We start from the raw sequence: 17,568 nt of genomic DNA on the forward strand, positions 1-17,568 counted from the left end.
TGCTGCTATGGATTTACTATTGTATATTTTTCGTTTTGTCCTTCATTTATGGATTGCGTGGGGACTGTGGTTACTCACCAAACTGCTCATCGAAAGGCATTTACGGCAGGTATTCCAGAAAGTCGATTTTCGAATTAAACATAAGATGAGTATTTTTGGCAAAAGAGTTAGTTCGGTTAAAAAAAGGCTGTGGCTCTACCGCCATCTGGACAAGCTTCTCTATTTCGTACACCGAAAGTATGAGCCGGGCATTAGCGTAATGCGTTTTGTTATGCGTACAGCTATTTTATTTATTGCGGTTTTCTTATCAGGACTACTGACACTTAGTGAGCTCCCTGGAAGGTTGAGTTTTAACAATCCCTTTTTGGAGGGGATTACTTTTAATGAAGGACAGCCGATTCAGGGGGCGTGGAGATTTCCGCTTTTTATAGCTGTAATATCTGCGACGATTCCTTATTTTCGTATTAGATACATCTATGCACAGCGGAAGGTACATGGAAGCTACGATCTCCTCGATGTAGTCAAAATCTCCACCAAATTCACTCATTTGTCGGTAGATTCGATTCTTGATCGTACAGCGGATTTTCTAACAGATAAAAATGTACTAAAGAGTCCTCTGAAGCTGCTTGGTGCCGCATTTTCTAATTACAGTAATGAGAAGGAGCTTGTTGAGGAGGCAGGGAGATTCTCCAGTGCGATTGGCACCACCTTCGCTTTAGAGTTTATATCAGATTTGCTCTATGCCGAGAAGGAGGGAACCCGTTATTTAAAAAGCTCGCTAATGCTGTTGAATCGTTCTATGGAGCAGCAGAGAGAGACGATTTTAACTGTAAAAGCAGGAAGCAGAGATGCGATCAGCCTTGGCTTATATGGGAATCTTCTGGTGCTGGTATCTACGGTTGGAACCTTTATGTATATGCTGAAGCCCGATGTCTATTTCCAACTACAGTTCGAAACTACGGTAGGCCTTTCCTTTTTGATGGTGATCGTCTCCGGTCTTTTTATCTCTTTTGTGATCAGTACTATTCTTGCCAGGCCCAAACTGGACTACCACTAAGGTGATGAACTATGGATAGATTATTACTACTAATTACAGTGATCGGGATCGTGTATATCGCATTACTTGTGTTTGTGAGCAGCAGCAGTAAGCAGGAACGATATCTTGTCCGACTGGGCATCCGGTGGAATTCGCTGGGTGAACACGTGCAGAGTGATAGATTTCAGCAATTGTTGAATGAATGCGGTTTATCAATTTCGGCTCGAAAAGTTACGCTATTTCGTTATTCAGCGGCAATCATCTATTTATTTAGCCAAGTCGTCAGCGATTTCATTCGATCTGTTCCATTTTCATTCTATGCCCCTCTAATTGCTCTACTTATTCTCGTAATCAGCAGTCCGATGCGTTATCTTCCGCTTGGTTGGGTGTTGGCGTGGCTTCACCAAAAGACGAATATTCAAAAAGATGGCGAGTTGATCTCCTTCATTCGTCTCTATGAGAATAATCGCCTACGTAAGCGCGGATATGTGCAGTTTGGTGCTTTTTGTGGGAGTACAGCGGGACATTTTCAATATATACGTCAGGACTTGTATGAGCTGTCAGAACGGGCAGTAGATGAGGGAGTGGAGGGGGCGATTGAATGGTTTTGTGCCAAATTTCCGGATAACCATCATTTTATTAATGACATCCGGTCCATTTTACTGGCTACAGAAGGCATGGATGATGACACGGAAGCTGCAAACTATTTACGTGAACAAGGCAAGATTATCTCCAAAATCTCCAGCGATCAGTATTTTAAAAAATGGTCTTTCATCGGTGAACTATCGACGATTATTAATGTTATTCCATCGATTGCTACTTTTTTGATGATCGTTGCCATGGCGATGCAGTACATTTTGCTAATCAAAGGAAATTTTAATGGAGTCGGCATGTTCCAGTGAAAAATTGTATATTCAACCTTATTTTTAAAACCTAAAATAAAAAGGGAGAAATTAACAATGAAAAAAGACGCTATTTCTACAGGTTTATTTATCGCTATCGGTTTTTTGTGTGTGGCCATCGTAATTGCCATTTTGATTCCTCTGGTGCGTGACGTGATTAATGCTGCCGATGATAATAGACCGACGATCCCGGGGGTATCTCTAACTCAACCGCTGGATTCCAGCCAGACTGCACTAACTATGTCCATGACTCACGTTTCGGTATAAGTCTGATGAAAAAAGACTCTATTTCCGTCGCTATGTTTTTGGCTATTGGCTTTGTAATTGCGGGGATGTTTGTCACGGTAGCTACGCATATGATCGGCAGCAGTCAGGACGACATCATCTCACATACTAAGCAAGTGGAACAGTATTAGAAGGAGGCGTGTCTAATGAAGGAGACCGTCCTCCGGGCATTGTTCATGTGGCTAGTCCTGTTTATTATCCTGCAGCCTATCTTCTCCTACATAGATTATCTGCTAGATTTACAGGTCAAAGCTAATACGTCCTATATCACACAAAAAGCAGCAACAGAGGGGATGGTTACAGCTTCTATGCGGAATGAAGTGATTTCAAATCTGAAGGCGATTGGATTTTCTGAAGCTTCGATAGAAATTACGAGTAGTACAGATACCGTTCAAGAGCGAAAGCAACGAATGGATGTGTATGTAACCGCGCCGCGGATAAAACTGTTTCCTTATAATTTTTCTACGGTTTCGCAGCCGACTCGATATTATGGGCACGGATCAATTATGAGTGAGTATCTCGATTGACTAAGGGATGAGCGTAATTTATGGATTACATTATTAAGCTGGCATTTGTGCTACTGATCTTTATCTATTCCTGGTTCTTTCAGATCCAGAATCAGGAGTGGGACCAGCTGCGCAGCATGTTAAAAGACGCAAATAATATCGCTGTTCACGATGCCGCACAGGAATTAGATGAGACCGAATTGACTCGTGGTCGTCTGATTATAGATCCTACAGATGCGTACGATACTTTTCAGCAAGCCTTGCAGAACAATCTAGGCCTTGATAGCGGTCTTTCCCCACAAGCGGGCAGCCGTTTTAAGACACAAGTAAAGATTGTAAAGTTCGATATTATTGATGATTCCGATGGCGTGACGTTTCCACTTTTATACGAGGATAGCGAATATGGCATAACCAAATACATCGCAGGTCCTTCGGTTATTGCAGTCATTGAGACGGAGCACCCGGTTCTGATCTCCCGATCCAAAACACAACAGCCCATCAGGGTGCCAGCAGTTCAAGAGTATAAGATCAATAAGTAGTGAAAATCCAATTAAAGAAAAGGGAGAGATTCAGTGATGAAGAAGACCATTGTAAGGGCAGTTTTGACTACGACAATGTTATTTAGCATGGTATTGGGGCAGAACGTGATTACTAACGCAGCAGCGGTTACACCAGTAGCCACAGCTACATCAACAGCTACAGTAAAACCTACTGCTACACCAACAGCTACATCAAAACCTACTCCTACACCAGTACCTATTATGAGGGATAACTTAAGTAAATATGGTTTGAAAAAGGATTTGGAGTTGCCGGTTACGGTTACGGCAGGTGGGCTTAGCTATACGCTTGAGAAGTTTATGATTTATGATTTCAAGTCAAAAGATGCACAAAATCTAGTGAAGAAATATGATTATGATTCTTTTGGAGTAATGGTTAGCAAACCTAAATATTTAATCTGGACTAAGATTACGATTAAGAATAACAGCAATAAAATTGTTAAAAGATCCTTAAATGATCAAAAAGAAAAATGGATTTTAAGTTTACAAGGTAAGGGACAATTAGACCAAATTTGGCCAAAAGTAAATGTGGAAAAATTAAATAATAAAGAAGCGTTTTATTATTACACTCTTAAGCCAAGTGAGCAATTAACTACTTATCAAGCATATTTATATGATCAGGATTTCAACTATTTTGCCATCCGCTTGTTCCATGATGGCGGATTCGACGAAAAATTTATAGTTAATTCTACGGAGTAAGTATAAATGAAAAAAATAATCATCTCATGTCTATGTTTTTTATTGCTCATTCAGCTTATGACAGCTATTTCAGTAAAAGCAGCCGAGACGAAATTGACCTCGGTTGGTGTCCCAATTACTACAGGTTTACAAGGATCAAACAATGCTGCTAAAGACTTCTATTTGGAACTTCCTAGTGGAGTATCTAGTTCTTCAGTTAAGACAGGTACTTTAAAATATAGTGGATCTAACGAAAAAACTAGCCTCTCTCTTGAGAACGGGAAAATTAAAGTGACATTACAAGGAGTTGCAAATCAAAAATATATAAAAGAGGTTCAGGGTTATAGAGCATCCTTTGAGTTGCTATATAGGACCGATATTTATAATTCAATATGGTTATACTCTGACGGAAGAAGATGGCAAATAAATCAGTATGATGAAAAAAGAGATAGTTTGGTGACAGATGATAAAGTTGCAACTGATAGTTATCCTTCTAAGAATCCACCAATAACGGTAGTAACTGCAGGACCTTATCAAGATAAAGATTACCTAAAATGGTATAACGGATCTAAAACTGAGGTTATCGATTCTCAAAATATCATTGAGTCTACTATAAAACCTCAAGTAGTTAAGAAATCTTCTTATGCTCAAGATCCAAAGTTTAAAAATGGAAGAATTATTTTGAACTATACGATTCCTGCAGGAGTACCTTGGGATCCTGAAGATAATACGGATTTAACTGGAAAAGCAGAGGGACGAAGATATAAAGCATTCGCATCCTATTATTACACCGCAGACGCTAAAGTCACCACCTACAGCTACGGGGGAACAGTCAGCTTTGAATATGGTCTCCCAGATGAAGCTACTCTTACAGGTTCTGCAATTCTAGAACAACCTAATCCAAACCCAATTAAGTTTGATAATAAGAATGTGCCAGTTAAAATTGCTTTGAAGGGCGAACTCGTATCCTATAAAGATACTTCGAACATTTCAGAATGGATTTTTTATGCCAAAGAGAAAGGTAATGAAGGCTCACTCCAGACAAAAAAGGTGTATACCAAAACTCTAACGGCAAACGAAACTTTCAGGTTTGAAATTCCGAAGGAGAAAGTGGCAGTTAAAAGTAACTACAGTCAAGAGTACGAACTAAGTATAGTAGTGAGATTTAAGAATGAAGTCGTGACCAAAAGAAGTAAGTTCGATTCGTTAAAAGAATCTTTTACAGTCAAAGCAGGAGCGTATACAACCTCAGGTCCTCCGGGAGGAGGGTTTCCAGGTCCTACATCACCGCCAGAACTACCGAGAGAGTTAAAACCTCCAGTAGCCCTTATAAATGCACCGAAAACTGTAAAAGCAGGACAAGAGTTTGTAGCCAGTGCAGCAGGATCGTATGACCCCGATGGTTATATTACGGATTACTTTTGGGATACGCCTAATGCTAAGGGAGAATTGAGCACTTTGCCAAGGGGAACGCTTTGGTATGATAAAGACCATTTGGGGGAACAAACCCTTGCTTTGACTGTGATGGACGATGACAAAATGACTGGAAGTACTAGCACTGAGATCCACGTCATCGAACCAAAACCAGATGCATCTATCAGGGTAGATGGTACATTAAAGCAAAATCGAAAGGTTATCATACAAAGTTATGTTAGTAGCCCGACCCACTATCCGTTAGTGGATGCTAAGACTAAAATCAGCATCACAGCCGTATCAGGTGGAACGAATTCTGATATTAAATATAGCGGATCGCTGAACGGGGTATATAGTAAAGATGTGCTATTCAAGAAGCCTGGGAAATATAAAGCAACCATTTATGTGGTGAATACATTAGGGCTAACTGCGAGTAACGAAGCAACTTTTGATATAGCACCAGACCAGAAACCTTTTGCGTATTTTACGATGGCTGGAACAGCGTATCGCAATCCTTCAGATGGTAATCAAGCGACCCTATCAATAGATGATATGTCGTACTCACCAGACCAAGATATTGTGGCTCGAAGGCTTTGGGAGTACCGCTACGATTCTGATAACAACGGAAATTTTACGGATGAACCATGGGTTGTTTTTAATAATGAGAATTTAGATCGTTTGAATCTCAAGGTAAAGGAAGTCGGAAAATACGAAGTAAGACTAACTGTATTTGAAGAGTTTGGCCAGCCGACCATCGAGGAGTTTGTGACGCAGGCTGATCGGCAATCCATAGATTCAGAAGCTACACAAAATGTGATCGAACGGATCTTCACGGTTAAAAATCAGGCACCTGATGTCGATTGGTCATGGTAGAGAGGAATAGAGATGCAGAAATTTAAAAAAACAATTTCAACGTTTATGGCCCTTGTATTACTACTTCTTTCATTCCCTGAATTTTATTCGGGGAGTGCAAAGGTAGAGGCGACAGGTGACCCAAATATCATCAATTTTATGGATATCCGTCTTGAAGGATTTAATAAAACAACTCCTTGGGAGCCGGCTATGGGGAATATAGGATCTTTAAGTTTGAATATGCCTGCTATGACCCTAACCAATATTACTTTTGATCTAACAACAAGAATACTGCGCTACGATTATGTACCTGATGCACCTGTAGTTTTAACATCAGGTTATATTAATTGGTACTATGATACGCAGCGTACTAGATTTCTTAATATTTACAGTTATATGTACAGGACAGATGGAAGTGGTAATACTGATTATGCTACTGATGCCTCATGGAGAATTGAAGAAATGCCACCTGTGAAAAGTTCGGATAGTCTTCAGTTTAACCTTGACAGAAATACAACCGCTTTTTATGAAAGTTATGCTTATCCAGCGAAGTATGGCATTCCAAAAGCCCTTAGAGTCGCGCTAAGAGCAAGTGATGCGCAACACCAACCTAACGAATGGATGAATGGTTGGCATAACAACGTATATTATGATTGGGAGAACATACCTCTAGTAATAAATTCGGCACCTACTCTTACAGTGACTACACCAAGTGAGCAGCAGCTACTAAATGAGCCAGGATTCAGTGGTATGAACCTTGAGGGATATGTTCGAGATGTAGACAATAATGATCTAGTCGTTAGTGCTGAAATCCCTAATGTGTTCTATAAACAAGTCAATGTCCAACAGGCACTAAATAATAAATGGTTTTCCATCCCAATAGATGTTTTGGCAGACGGAATTCCTCCCGGACGCCACAATATCATTATCAAGGTTGTGGATCCCTATAATTATAAGGATGAGAAATCGTTGGTCGTTAATGTATCCTATAGGCTTAGGAATAAATCCTATATATTGATTAACACTCCTATAGACGTATCAACCATATACAAGGACTATGAAGGAGATTCTAAATATCAAGAACGCTATAGATACGATCATAACCCGTATTTCTTCGATAATTCGATGGGTATCATTTCGGATAGTGGGTTATGGCGTTCAGAAAGGTATACCTCCTTTCCATATAGCGGACTCTATAACGCAACCTTTCAAGCACGAGATAATCCTAAAAACGATGACAGATTCGATGTCTATCGTTTATGGAGCCGAGATAATTTATCTTCAATGACCTATCATGTTCATCGGAAGCCCATTGCATTGTTTGCTGCCAAACTGGCGTGGGGATCTCTTCTGCTAACAGATAGTTCCTACGATTTGGACCACATCACGGCTGTTAATAAGGGACTTATAGCTTGGCAATGGCAGTATAAAAAAACTGATTCTGAAATATGGACAGATGGTCAACCGCCAGCTCAATTACCGAGTTCTGGACAATATGACATACGCCTTAGAGTACGTGATGTCGATGGCGAAAAAGGGTTAGGGGTCTGGAGCGACTGGTGTGTAAGGACGGTGGGGGCTGCAGGTAATCTACCTCCCGTAGCGTTATTTAGTGTTGATCCTAATATTGTTTCCTATCGTAAAGCTACTACCATAACAGACAAATCGTTTGATCCGGATAATGATCCATTAGATGTGTATTACTGGACGGTTATCAAAGACGGTTGGAACAAAGTTTGGGAGCATTGGGGTGGAGCTACAACGCCACCTAATATCGCAGCTTTTGGGATCGGTAATTATCAAATTAGTTTACAAGTGCATGACAACCGAGGTTTATGGTCAGATTGGTATCGCCAAAATGTCCAAGTGATTAATCACCCACCCGCAGCAGCATTTAACATGCCAGCTGAAGTATATCGAGATACTGTAATTACAATGGATAATCTAACACCAGATCCTGATGAAGATGGAGATTCGCTTGCTTATTTATGGTACACCAAACTCAGCAATAGTCCTTATTATTATGCTGGCAGTAACCGCAACCAATCTTTGACGATACGAGATCTTATTGCTGGAAACGGAATTTCACCGCAGCAGGCTATATCAGAAGGATGGGAAATGCGCCTTAAGGCAACAGACGTACCTAATCCCTCGAGTATTGGAGCTTTAAGTTCCAATGCAACACGTGTATTTACTGTTAAAAATCATGTTCCAACAGCTGCTATTAGTGGCCCATCGGCAGTATTCCAATATGATACCCGACAATATACATCTTTTGATGAGGATGGAGATCCCTCAGATCTCGCTAGTCTGCAATACTTCTGGAAAGTAACAGATAGTGATGGCATTATGCAATGGTTTCGAACTCCTAATATTGATGTTAATTTTCCTGAGTCCGGTATCTATACATTGGAACACTGGGTTATCGATCAGATCGGTGATAAGTCTAATATAGCTACGTTGAAGGTGAATGTTACTAAAAATCTAGCGCCCTCAATGACATTGATAACCCCGGTGGGAACCGTAACCAATCCATCCGTAATAGATGCCGAAATACAAGGAGATCCATTAATAAAATGGAATTATACAGACCCAGAGAGTGATCCGCAGGAGAAGTACCGTTTAGAATTTTTTTCAAAAGACGGACTGTTAGTTAAGACAGTTGAGAACCTTGACACCACAGGTCAGCTGCGGCAGTATCAACTCCCTAACCATACATTCAATCGATTTGAATACTTCACTGTATATGGTCGGGCTTATTCCAAGTTATCCTGGTCAGAAATATCTAACGAAAAAACGTTTATCATCGACAATCCGCCGCAGCCTGGATTCACAGTAATCACGGATACAGGTAGAGATGCTGCCAAAGAGCCAATTTATCGCACGGATCTTCTAAATATCAAGAGCAAAGCGACGGATCTAGACCTTCCAAAAGGAGATACGATCAGCCATAAGTATGATTTGAAATCATCTATCGGGACGGAAGGATTGGCTAGTATTCAAGCTGAATTTACGAAGAAATTCACCTCAAATGGCGTCTTTACCTTTAAACAAACCGTTACGGATTCTCTAGGACTGTATCGAGAGCTATCTCTGAGTATCACTGTAGCCAACCGTAAACCGACCGTAACGATAACGTACCCAACAAGTACTGACTCAAGTAAGCCTATGATCGCAAGTACGCTTACACCAATCATCAAGTGGGATTATCAAGATAAGGATGGAGATGAACAACAGCGGTATAAGGTACAAATTATCAACTTGGCGACAGGGGGAGTTAAGGCTGAGTCTGGCGAACAAAACTCAAGTGTCAAACAGTGGCAAGTGCCCGCGGGAATATTGGTTGAGAACGAAAAATATGCCGTGGAAGTGGAAGCTTTTGATGGTTATAACTGGAGTAATATCTCAGCGCGTAAATATTTTATGGTTAATCTGCTGAGTATTAAAGGTGGGGTCCAGCACACAGAGGAATGGAATAACAACCGTAAAGGCTACAATTTGAACAAGAGCGGTAATGAGGAGAGTCCAAGAGGCTACAATGTGTTTTGGGCGGGCGAACGGTTTATTTTGGAAGGGACAGCAACCGGCTTGCCCGATACTGTTGAGGTGGCAATGACGGGAGGTTATTCTACGCAACTAAATCCAACGAACAGTGACAAAACCTTGTGGACAGGCGAATTATATGATCCGGCATTTGTGAAACTTCCCGATGGTCCAGTGACCTTTACCTTCACAGCTAAGAATGAGTACAATACCAAAATAGATACAGTTACTGTTGTGATTGCTGGCGATTGGTCTGAATATTTTCGGAACCATCGTGTGAAGTAATGAGATTTTTACGGCTGTATCCTTATTCCATTTAAAAAGGGCTACGCGGAAATACGATCCGCATAGCCCTTTTTTTTACGAGCAACAACTTATATAACTCCTTCAGTCCGTTCTTCATTCATTCTCATCATTCTTGTCGCAACGGAAGGTGTATGTAAAGGTATATTCGTCGAACGTGCAGAGGCTCTTTGAGCTCTACGCACATAATAGGATAACTTGCCGCTGAATATTTTATGGGAACAGAGTGAAAGAGCGAAATCCTCCGGGGTAACAAAGCAGGAAGGCTTATTCACAGGCTGAACTGCGGTATTTTCAAATAAGGAAGCAACAAAATGAGAGCAGAAATAAGCGTTCTCTCGATCTATTTTAACATTTAGAAGTACGCCGATCAGGCCTAAAAGATGGTATTTATAACGTTCCTGATTTTTCATCATCCCTTGGACATGATTGTACATAGCATCGTATTCCGCGGCACTAACACGTAACTGATAAATAGAGCAATTTGCGCTGCTATAGAAAGGGTGAATGAAATTTTCTTGAATCAGACCCGCGACGAATGGATTGTGCATTTTTTTTCTTCCGAAGCTGTACACCTCACGTAGTTCACTATCAAAGGCGATCGAAGCATGGTTCAGATCAGCTTTTGTAAACCACTTAATGAAACCACTGAAGGCTGTACCTGTACCGGTAAGCACAATATAAACATCCTTTTTCGAAGTCATGTTCAGAATTCCTTTCCACTTGGAGATATTGGATAATGAATGAAAATTTTACTTGAGTAACTCCATCTTACTTTATATTCGAGCATTGTAAAACAAACTTTAGTCGCAATAGAAAACTAGACCATAGGCTAAGTAAAAACCCGTCTCATGACATAGTTACTTTTGCGTATATAAATGCGTAGATATTGCAAAACATAAGCTGTAAAACAAAGAGTTTTTAAAAACAATTGGAATTGCTTCCACACTAGTGATACAATAAGAGTCAAAATGACATTCTTGAGATTTCAGAGGAGGAACTATTAAATGAGTGAACAAGAACAAGCGATCCAGAAGGAAGAAAACTCAACAGTAGATAACCTGTCTATCACAACAATTCGTACGTTGGCTATTGATGCTATCGAAAAAGCGAATTCCGGCCATCCAGGTATGCCAATGGGTTCTGCACCAATGGGCTACCAACTGTTTGCAAAAACAATGAATCATAACCCTGATCATCCAACATGGGTAAACCGCGATCGTTTTGTATTGTCCGCTGGTCATGGTTCCATGCTTCTGTACAGCTTACTGCACCTTAGCGGCTATGATCTTCCTATGGAAGAATTGAAACAATTCCGTCAATGGGGTAGCTTGACTCCTGGTCACCCGGAAGTTGGTCACACAGCTGGTGTTGATGCAACTACAGGTCCGCTTGGACAAGGTATTGGTATGGCCGTTGGTATGGCTATGGCCGAAGCTCAATTGGGCGCAACCTACAACAAAGAAGGACATAACGTAGTTGACCACTATACTTATGCTATTTGTGGTGATGGTGACCTTATGGAAGGGATCTCTTCTGAGTCCGCTTCTCTTGCTGGTCATTTGAAACTCGGAAAATTGGTTGTATTGTATGATTCAAATGATATTTCCCTTGATGGTAAATTGAATCTTTCTTTCTCCGAAAATGTAGCTCAACGTTTTGATGCTTATGGTTGGCAAGTTCTGCGTGTAGAAGACGGAAATGACCTTCCGGCTATTGAAAAAGCTATTGCTGAGGCGCAAGCTGAGACTAGCAAACCAACTTTGATCGAAGTGAAAACAGTTATTGGTTATGGTAGCCCTAACAAACAAGGTAAAGGCGGCCATGGCGGTACTCACGGTTCTCCGCTTGGAGCAGAAGAAGCTAAGCTGACCAAAGATTTCTACAAATGGGTTTACGAAGAAGATTTCTATGTGCCTGATGAAGTTCGTGCACATTTTGCAGAAGTGAAGAAAAACGGAATCGCAGCTAACAAAGCTTGGGACGACAAATTTGCGGCTTACAAAAAAGCATATCCAGAGCTGGCTGCACAATTCGAAACAGTAATCAATGGCGATCTTCCAGAAGGCTGGGATGCTAACCTTCCAACTTACACTACTGAAGATAAAGCAGTATCGACTCGTGTCGCTTCCGGTAGTGCACTTAACGGTCTGACTGCTGGCGTTCCTCAGCTAGTGGGTGGTTCCGCTGACTTGGAAAGCTCCACTATGACGCATTTGAATGGTTTGACATCCTTCACACCAGAATCTTATGATGGCCGCAACATTTATTTCGGCGTACGTGAGTTTGGTATGGCTGCTGCAATGAACGGTATTGCCCTGCACACTGGTCTTAAAGTATTCGGAGGAACATTCTTCGTATTCACAGACTACCTGCGTCCAGCAATTCGTTTGGCTTCGATCATGAAATTGCCAGTAACCTATGTACTGACACATGACAGTATTGCAGTTGGTGAAGATGGTCCTACGCATGAACCAATCGAACAATTGGCTTCCCTGCGTATCATCCCAGGTCTGACTGTTATTCGTCCGGCTGATGCTAACGAAACTTCTGCAGCATGGGCTTATGCTATGGAAAACAAAGAGAATCCGGTTGCTTTGGTTCTGACCCGTCAAAACTTGCCAATTCTTGCTGGAACCGTAGATGGCGTTCGTGAAAACATCAAACGTGGTGGTTATGTTGTCTCTGATTCCAAAAATGGCACTCCACAAGCACAACTTATCGCAACTGGTTCTGAAGTACAGTTGGCAGTTAAAGCGCAAGCTGCTTTGGCAGAAGAAGGCATCGATGTTCGTGTAATCAGCTTGCCAAGCTGGGATCTGTTCGAAAAACAAGACAAAGAATATCGTGATTCCGTAATTCTTCCAGGAGTCAAAGCCCGTCTTGCTATCGAAATGGCACAAACCTTCGGATGGGAACGTTACACTGGTGACCAAGGCGATATCCTAGGCATCACTACTTTCGGAGCTTCCGCGCCTGGCGATAGAGTTATGAAAGAATACGGCTTTACTGTAGAGAACGTAGTTAGCCGTGTGAAAGCACTTCTGTAATTAACTGAATAATCATTAGGGGGAGAACAAGTAATGAGTCAGTTTAACAACGCAACGATCGAAAAAGCAGCCAATGTATATTATGGCGGACAAGTAACCAGCCGTACGGTAATTTTGCAAGATGGATCTAAGGTGACACTGGGCATCATGTTGCCGGGTGTGTATGAATTTGGTACAGATGGTCCTGAAATTATGGAGATTCTGTCCGGCGATCTTAAAGTGCTGCTTCCCGGCACTGAGGTATGGCAGGAGATTAAGGGAGCGTCAACGTTCAATGTTCCTGGCAACTCTAAATTTGCGTTGGAAGTATTTGAAGTAACTGATTATTGCTGTTCTTACCCGGTTCTATAGAAAACAGACTTTTCTAAGGGCTGTCCTATAAGTAGCTTTTTTCTATGAGTGAGACGACCCGGATTCGATTTAAAAATCGTAAAGTCAGCAAGGCAGCGTCTCCCGTTATTGGAGGATCGCTGCTTTTTGTTGTGGCTGGTGATTGCTTGATGTTCAATTATGTATTCACCATTCTCTTTTGAGGCTTATGGACTCAAATGACGTTAGGGCTGGATCGGATCATTAACAAATTAGCACTGAGTCACCACCATCCTCACTGCGTTCGGACTCAGATGACGCTATTAGCAAATTTATAGTCTTTTGAGCAAGTTTTCGGACACCAGTGCAGCTATTCCATAGAAATAGCCTCATAATTGGCGCTTTTTATGCCAATAGTGACTATGGAGTCCGATAGCATGCCGAATGTGGGATTATGCTGCAAATAAGGTCAGCTGAGTCCGAAGGCGCTGTGTCATCACCAGCTTAGCATCGGATCCGCACCAACCCACTGCGTAGGGACACAGCTGACATTAACACTGCATCAACACCAATGAAGCCTCGAATCAACCCCAATCCTACCGCTAAGGACGCAGATGACGCTATTAGCAAATTTATAGTCTTTTGAGCAAGTTTTCGGACACCAGTGCAATTATTCTATGGAAATAGGCTCATAATTGGCGCTTTTTATGCCAATAGCGACTATGGAGTCCGATAGCATGCCAAATGTGGGATTATGCTGCAAATAAGGTCAGCTGAGTCCGATGGCGCTGTGTCATTACTAACTTGTGCACCGGTTAGCGCCAACCCACTGCGTACGGACCCAGCTGACGCTATTAGCAAATTTATAGTCTTTTGAGCAAGTTTTCGGACACCAGTCAACTATTCCATGGAAATAGGCTCATAAATGACGCTTTTTATGCCAATAGCGACTATGGAGTCCGATATCATGCCAAATGTGGGATTATACTGCGAATAAGGTCAGCTGAGTCCGATAGAGATAGCTGTGTAACGCAGAGGTTACTTAGTTAAAGGAGCTTGAGGTTTGGAGCGAGCGAGGGAGAGGTTCCAGAAAATACGGGATATACCGTAGTCATCAAGCAATCAACTTGGTAACCATGTTGCAACCATCCAGTAACTTCTCAAGTACCTACCCAACATTTCAGCACTCATTCAGTAACTTTTTTACGAATATTTAGCAACTCATCAGTAACTCCACCAGCAACTATCAACCATTTCATCATTAATACAGTAACTTTTGCGACTAACCAGTACTTCGCGACCTCCTTAGTAACTATCCCACCAACACCGCCACAACGTTCGGAGTAACTCCACAGCAACCAATATTTTCTTGCACTACAACTGCTAATTTGGTATTATAAATACACAAACAAACGTTCGTATATTTAATTTCAAAATGGGATTGTCCATAAAAAAAAGACCGCATCGCAATAGCATGTGCGAGGCGGTCGTAAATGTTCTTATGAAGAAGGTTTTGAGCTCTTGAATTTATTTATTGGATACATTTGCACCCATCTTTTGGCCGATCCACTCTTCGTAACATTTCACTACGGCAGAGAGATCTTCTTCACCATAACCTTGGGTGAAGCCAGCTTGGAACATGCTTTTAGCCAAGCCCAGCATAGGAGAAGGAACGCCTGTTGAATCGCTGTGGGCAGAGGCAAGCTTCAAATCCTTAAGCATTAGAGCAAGGGAGAATTGATTGCTGAAATCATCTTCTATGATTTTACGGCCTTTAAGCTCAGCTTGTTTGCTGCCCGCAGAACCAAGTTGTACCAGTTCCAAGAACTTGTCTGCTGGTACGCCTGATTTAACAGCAATGGCGAATCCTTCGGCTAGGGCAACATTATGAATACCAACCATAGCATTGTGAGCCAGCTTAGCCACAGCGCCGCTGCCGTTCTCACCCATATGTAGCAGCTTCTTACCCAAAGTATCAAAGATATCACGATGTTGTTCTATGACCTCAGCACTACCGCCGACCATGAACACTAAGGTTCCTTCAATCGCTGCTGGTTTGCTTCCAGTTACTGGCGCATCTAGAAAATGTCCACCGCGAGCTTCTACAGCAGCGGCAATCTCACGAACTAGTCCTGGTGAAATTGTGCTGGAATCAATAATTAGCCCACCAGGCTTCACAGCATCAAGAATACCATCTTGACCATAAAACACTTCACGAACCGAATCATCATTGCTGATCATGGTAATAATAACATCCTTACCCTCAGCCGCTTCGCGGGGCGTGAGAGCAGTCTGGGCACCTTCTGCTTCAAGAGGTTTACATTTGGCTGCCGTACGGTTGTATACCGTAACCTGAAAGCCGCCACGTAGTAAATTGGAGGCCATAGGCGCACCCATTGTGCCGAGTCCGATAAAACCGATTTGTTTCATTTATATAGCCACCTTCCGTTTTCTTTATTCTATCACGGCACTTTGTCCAGCACCACAGCACACCTATGTCTTTTGATACAGGAAACGCTTCCAAGGAACTTTGGAAAACTTGGTTCTAATGCCCTCTATGTGCCCTAAGACCTTGCCAGTCAAGGCAAATTAAAGTATCCTAATTATAAAGTTGTAACAAACGGTTTCAAATTTAAAGAGATAAAACAGGAGGTTACCATTACCGATGTCTAAGAAGATTAATTTTGACTACACAAAAGCTCTTTCGTTTTTTAACCAACAAGAAATCGACAACCTTGCCGCCCCAGTTAAGCTAGCACACGAACAGTTGCATAACAAAACTGGTGTAGGCTCTGACTACCTTGGATGGATCGATCTGCCGACAGCTTATGATAAGGATGAATTTGCTCGCATTCAACAAGCTGCTAAGAAGATCCAAAGCGATTCCGAGGTACTGATTGTAATTGGTATCGGAGGTTCTTATCTGGGAGCACGCGCAGCTATTGAGGCGCTATCGCATTCTTTCTACAATAACCTTTCTAAAGATAAACGCAAAACTCCAGAAGTTTATTTCGCTGGTAATAACATTAGCTCTACATACATCACGCATCTGCTTGATCTAGTAGAAGGCAAAGACTTCTCCGTGAACGTAATCTCCAAATCAGGAACTACTACTGAGCCAGCAATTGCTTTCCGCATTTTCCGTGCTGCTCTGGAGAAGAAATACGGCAAGGAAGAAGCTCGTAAACGCATTTACGCTACTACAGACAAGGAAAAAGGTGCCCTTAAGAAATTGGCAACTGAAGAAGGTTATGAATCCTTCATCATTCCAGATGATGTAGGCGGACGTTACTCCGTATTGACACCTGTAGGCTTGCTGCCGATTGCTGTAGCTGGCATTAACATTGAAGAAATGATGCAAGGTGCTGCTGCCGCTGCGGATGAGTTCAACAATCCAGATGTAGCTACTAACCAAGCTTATCAATATGCTGCAGTTCGTAACGCTTTATACCGTAAAGGTAAAACAACTGAAATCCTCGTCAACTATGAACCTTCCTTACACTTTGTATCTGAGTGGTGGAAACAATTGTTTGGCGAAAGTGAAGGTAAGGACTTCAAAGGAATTTATCCTTCTTCCGTAGATTTCTCTACAGATCTACACTCCATGGGTCAATTTATCCAAGAAGGTAACCGCAACATTTTTGAAACGGTTATCCAAGTAGATCAAGTAGCTCATCATGTTACGATTGAGAATGATCCGGATGATCTGGACGGCTTGAACTTCTTAACAGGAAAGACTATGGATTTCGTGAATAAGAAAGCTTTCCAAGGTACAATGCTTGCACATACAGATGGTCAAGTACCTAACCTTATCGTTACTATTCCTGATCAAACACCATACACCTTTGGATATTTGGTGTACTTCTTTGAAAAAGCCTGCGGTATCAGCGGATACTTGCTCGGTGTTAACCCATTTGACCAACCAGGCGTAGAAGCATACAAGAAAAACATGTTCGCATTGCTTGGCAAACCAGGTTACGAAAAAGAAAAAGCAGAGCTGGAAGCAAGACTTACTGAATAGTATTGCAGTAGGTTTTACAATGGCTATTAATCACAGAATATTCATACTAATGTAAGTCACCAGGAGCAGTCCATAGGTAATCCAATACCGGGACTGCTCCTGACATTATATGA

The 17,568-nt window shown here is 41.8% G+C and carries 15 protein-coding genes; 12 read left to right on the forward strand and 3 right to left on the reverse strand.

Going from position 1 to position 17,568, the window contains the following annotated elements; translation table 11 throughout:
* Nucleotides 1-7: 7 nt before the first annotated feature.
* Genes MKZ09_RS06445 through MKZ09_RS06485 form a run of 9 tightly spaced genes read left to right on the forward strand, consistent with a single transcriptional unit; the run spans nucleotide 8 to nucleotide 10,057 of the window.
* Nucleotides 8-1,057 (forward strand): hypothetical protein, encoded by a 1,050-nt coding sequence (locus tag MKZ09_RS06445; RefSeq protein WP_076206540.1) that lies wholly within the window; start codon nucleotides 8-10, stop codon nucleotides 1,055-1,057.
* Nucleotides 1,058-1,068: 11 nt separating this feature from the next.
* On the forward strand, nucleotides 1,069-1,938 hold the full coding sequence (locus tag MKZ09_RS06450; protein WP_076206543.1) for a hypothetical protein: 870 nt from the start codon (nucleotides 1,069-1,071) through the stop codon (nucleotides 1,936-1,938).
* Nucleotides 1,939-1,995: 57 nt separating this feature from the next.
* Nucleotides 1,996-2,205 (forward strand): hypothetical protein, encoded by a 210-nt coding sequence (locus MKZ09_RS06455; RefSeq protein ID WP_076137569.1) that lies wholly within the window; start codon nucleotides 1,996-1,998, stop codon nucleotides 2,203-2,205.
* 5 nt (nucleotides 2,206-2,210) lie between these two features.
* Nucleotides 2,211-2,354, forward strand: coding sequence for a hypothetical protein (locus tag MKZ09_RS06460; RefSeq protein ID WP_162636675.1), 144 nt, complete (start codon nucleotides 2,211-2,213; stop codon nucleotides 2,352-2,354).
* A 15-nt stretch (nucleotides 2,355-2,369) separates the two neighbouring features.
* Nucleotides 2,370-2,750, forward strand: a complete 381-nt coding sequence (locus MKZ09_RS06465) for a hypothetical protein (RefSeq protein WP_076206545.1) — start codon at nucleotides 2,370-2,372, stop codon at nucleotides 2,748-2,750.
* Nucleotides 2,751-2,770: 20 nt separating this feature from the next.
* The gene (locus MKZ09_RS06470; protein ID WP_076206546.1) at nucleotides 2,771-3,268 is read left to right on the forward strand and encodes a hypothetical protein; all 498 of its coding nucleotides are present in this window, start codon (nucleotides 2,771-2,773) and stop codon (nucleotides 3,266-3,268) included.
* A gap of 36 nt (nucleotides 3,269-3,304) precedes the next feature.
* Nucleotides 3,305-3,985: a hypothetical protein gene (locus tag MKZ09_RS06475; protein ID WP_076206547.1), complete on the forward strand. Its 681-nt coding sequence runs from the start codon at nucleotides 3,305-3,307 to the stop codon at nucleotides 3,983-3,985.
* A 6-nt stretch (nucleotides 3,986-3,991) separates the two neighbouring features.
* The gene (locus tag MKZ09_RS06480; RefSeq protein ID WP_076206548.1) at nucleotides 3,992-6,250 is read left to right on the forward strand and encodes a PKD domain-containing protein; all 2,259 of its coding nucleotides are present in this window, start codon (nucleotides 3,992-3,994) and stop codon (nucleotides 6,248-6,250) included.
* 12 nt (nucleotides 6,251-6,262) lie between these two features.
* Nucleotides 6,263-10,057, forward strand: a complete 3,795-nt coding sequence (locus MKZ09_RS06485) for a hypothetical protein (RefSeq protein ID WP_076206550.1) — start codon at nucleotides 6,263-6,265, stop codon at nucleotides 10,055-10,057.
* Nucleotides 10,058-10,146: 89 nt separating this feature from the next.
* Here MKZ09_RS06485 and MKZ09_RS06490 read toward each other — a convergent pair whose 3' ends face one another.
* On the reverse strand, nucleotides 10,147-10,779 hold the full coding sequence (locus MKZ09_RS06490) for a hypothetical protein (protein WP_076206555.1): 633 nt from the start codon (nucleotides 10,777-10,779) through the stop codon (nucleotides 10,147-10,149).
* 303 nt (nucleotides 10,780-11,082) lie between these two features.
* On the opposite strand from MKZ09_RS06490, the gene tkt reads away from it, so the two are divergent.
* Together tkt and ppnP are read left to right on the forward strand one after the other, a co-directional pair.
* Entirely contained in the window at nucleotides 11,083-13,125 is a 2,043-nt protein-coding gene (gene tkt / locus MKZ09_RS06495; RefSeq protein WP_036681727.1) for a transketolase, read from the forward strand.
* Nucleotides 13,126-13,158: 33 nt separating this feature from the next.
* Nucleotides 13,159-13,476: a pyrimidine/purine nucleoside phosphorylase gene (gene ppnP / locus MKZ09_RS06500; protein WP_036681729.1), complete on the forward strand. Its 318-nt coding sequence runs from the start codon at nucleotides 13,159-13,161 to the stop codon at nucleotides 13,474-13,476.
* Between the two features lie 1,145 nt (nucleotides 13,477-14,621).
* Here the strand turns inward: ppnP and MKZ09_RS06505 are convergent.
* Together MKZ09_RS06505 and MKZ09_RS06510 are read right to left on the reverse strand one after the other, a co-directional pair.
* The gene (locus tag MKZ09_RS06505; RefSeq protein WP_179089599.1) at nucleotides 14,622-14,792 is read right to left on the reverse strand and encodes a hypothetical protein; all 171 of its coding nucleotides are present in this window, start codon (nucleotides 14,790-14,792) and stop codon (nucleotides 14,622-14,624) included.
* A 169-nt stretch (nucleotides 14,793-14,961) separates the two neighbouring features.
* On the reverse strand, nucleotides 14,962-15,864 hold the full coding sequence (locus MKZ09_RS06510) for an NAD(P)-dependent oxidoreductase (protein ID WP_076206557.1): 903 nt from the start codon (nucleotides 15,862-15,864) through the stop codon (nucleotides 14,962-14,964).
* 235 nt (nucleotides 15,865-16,099) lie between these two features.
* Here MKZ09_RS06510 and MKZ09_RS06515 point away from each other — a divergent pair, with 235 nt between their 5' ends.
* On the forward strand, nucleotides 16,100-17,455 hold the full coding sequence (locus MKZ09_RS06515; RefSeq protein ID WP_076137553.1) for a glucose-6-phosphate isomerase: 1,356 nt from the start codon (nucleotides 16,100-16,102) through the stop codon (nucleotides 17,453-17,455).
* Nucleotides 17,456-17,568 lie beyond the last annotated feature (113 nt).

This window comes from Paenibacillus sp. FSL R5-0908, assembly GCF_038006245.1.
In the GTDB taxonomy this organism is placed as follows: Bacteria; Bacillota; Bacilli; order Paenibacillales; family Paenibacillaceae; genus Paenibacillus_AQ; species Paenibacillus_AQ odorifer.

Coding starts and splice junctions, on each gene's coding strand:
- ppnP (WP_036681729.1), top strand. CDS start 13,159: ATGAGTCAGTTTAACAACGCAACGATCGAAAAAGCAGCCAATGTATAT.
- MKZ09_RS06450 (WP_076206543.1), top strand. CDS start 1,069: ATGGATAGATTATTACTACTAATTACAGTGATCGGGATCGTGTATATC.
- MKZ09_RS06460 (WP_162636675.1), top strand. CDS start 2,211: ATGAAAAAAGACTCTATTTCCGTCGCTATGTTTTTGGCTATTGGCTTT.
- MKZ09_RS06475 (WP_076206547.1), top strand. CDS start 3,305: ATGAAGAAGACCATTGTAAGGGCAGTTTTGACTACGACAATGTTATTT.
- tkt (WP_036681727.1), top strand. CDS start 11,083: ATGAGTGAACAAGAACAAGCGATCCAGAAGGAAGAAAACTCAACAGTA.
- MKZ09_RS06465 (WP_076206545.1), top strand. CDS start 2,370: ATGAAGGAGACCGTCCTCCGGGCATTGTTCATGTGGCTAGTCCTGTTT.
- MKZ09_RS06515 (WP_076137553.1), top strand. CDS start 16,100: ATGTCTAAGAAGATTAATTTTGACTACACAAAAGCTCTTTCGTTTTTT.
- MKZ09_RS06480 (WP_076206548.1), top strand. CDS start 3,992: ATGAAAAAAATAATCATCTCATGTCTATGTTTTTTATTGCTCATTCAG.
- MKZ09_RS06510 (WP_076206557.1), bottom strand. CDS start 15,864: ATGAAACAAATCGGTTTTATCGGACTCGGCACAATGGGTGCGCCTATG.
- MKZ09_RS06445 (WP_076206540.1), top strand. CDS start 8: ATGGATTTACTATTGTATATTTTTCGTTTTGTCCTTCATTTATGGATT.
- MKZ09_RS06470 (WP_076206546.1), top strand. CDS start 2,771: ATGGATTACATTATTAAGCTGGCATTTGTGCTACTGATCTTTATCTAT.
- MKZ09_RS06455 (WP_076137569.1), top strand. CDS start 1,996: ATGAAAAAAGACGCTATTTCTACAGGTTTATTTATCGCTATCGGTTTT.
- MKZ09_RS06485 (WP_076206550.1), top strand. CDS start 6,263: ATGCAGAAATTTAAAAAAACAATTTCAACGTTTATGGCCCTTGTATTA.
- MKZ09_RS06490 (WP_076206555.1), bottom strand. CDS start 10,779: ATGACTTCGAAAAAGGATGTTTATATTGTGCTTACCGGTACAGGTACA.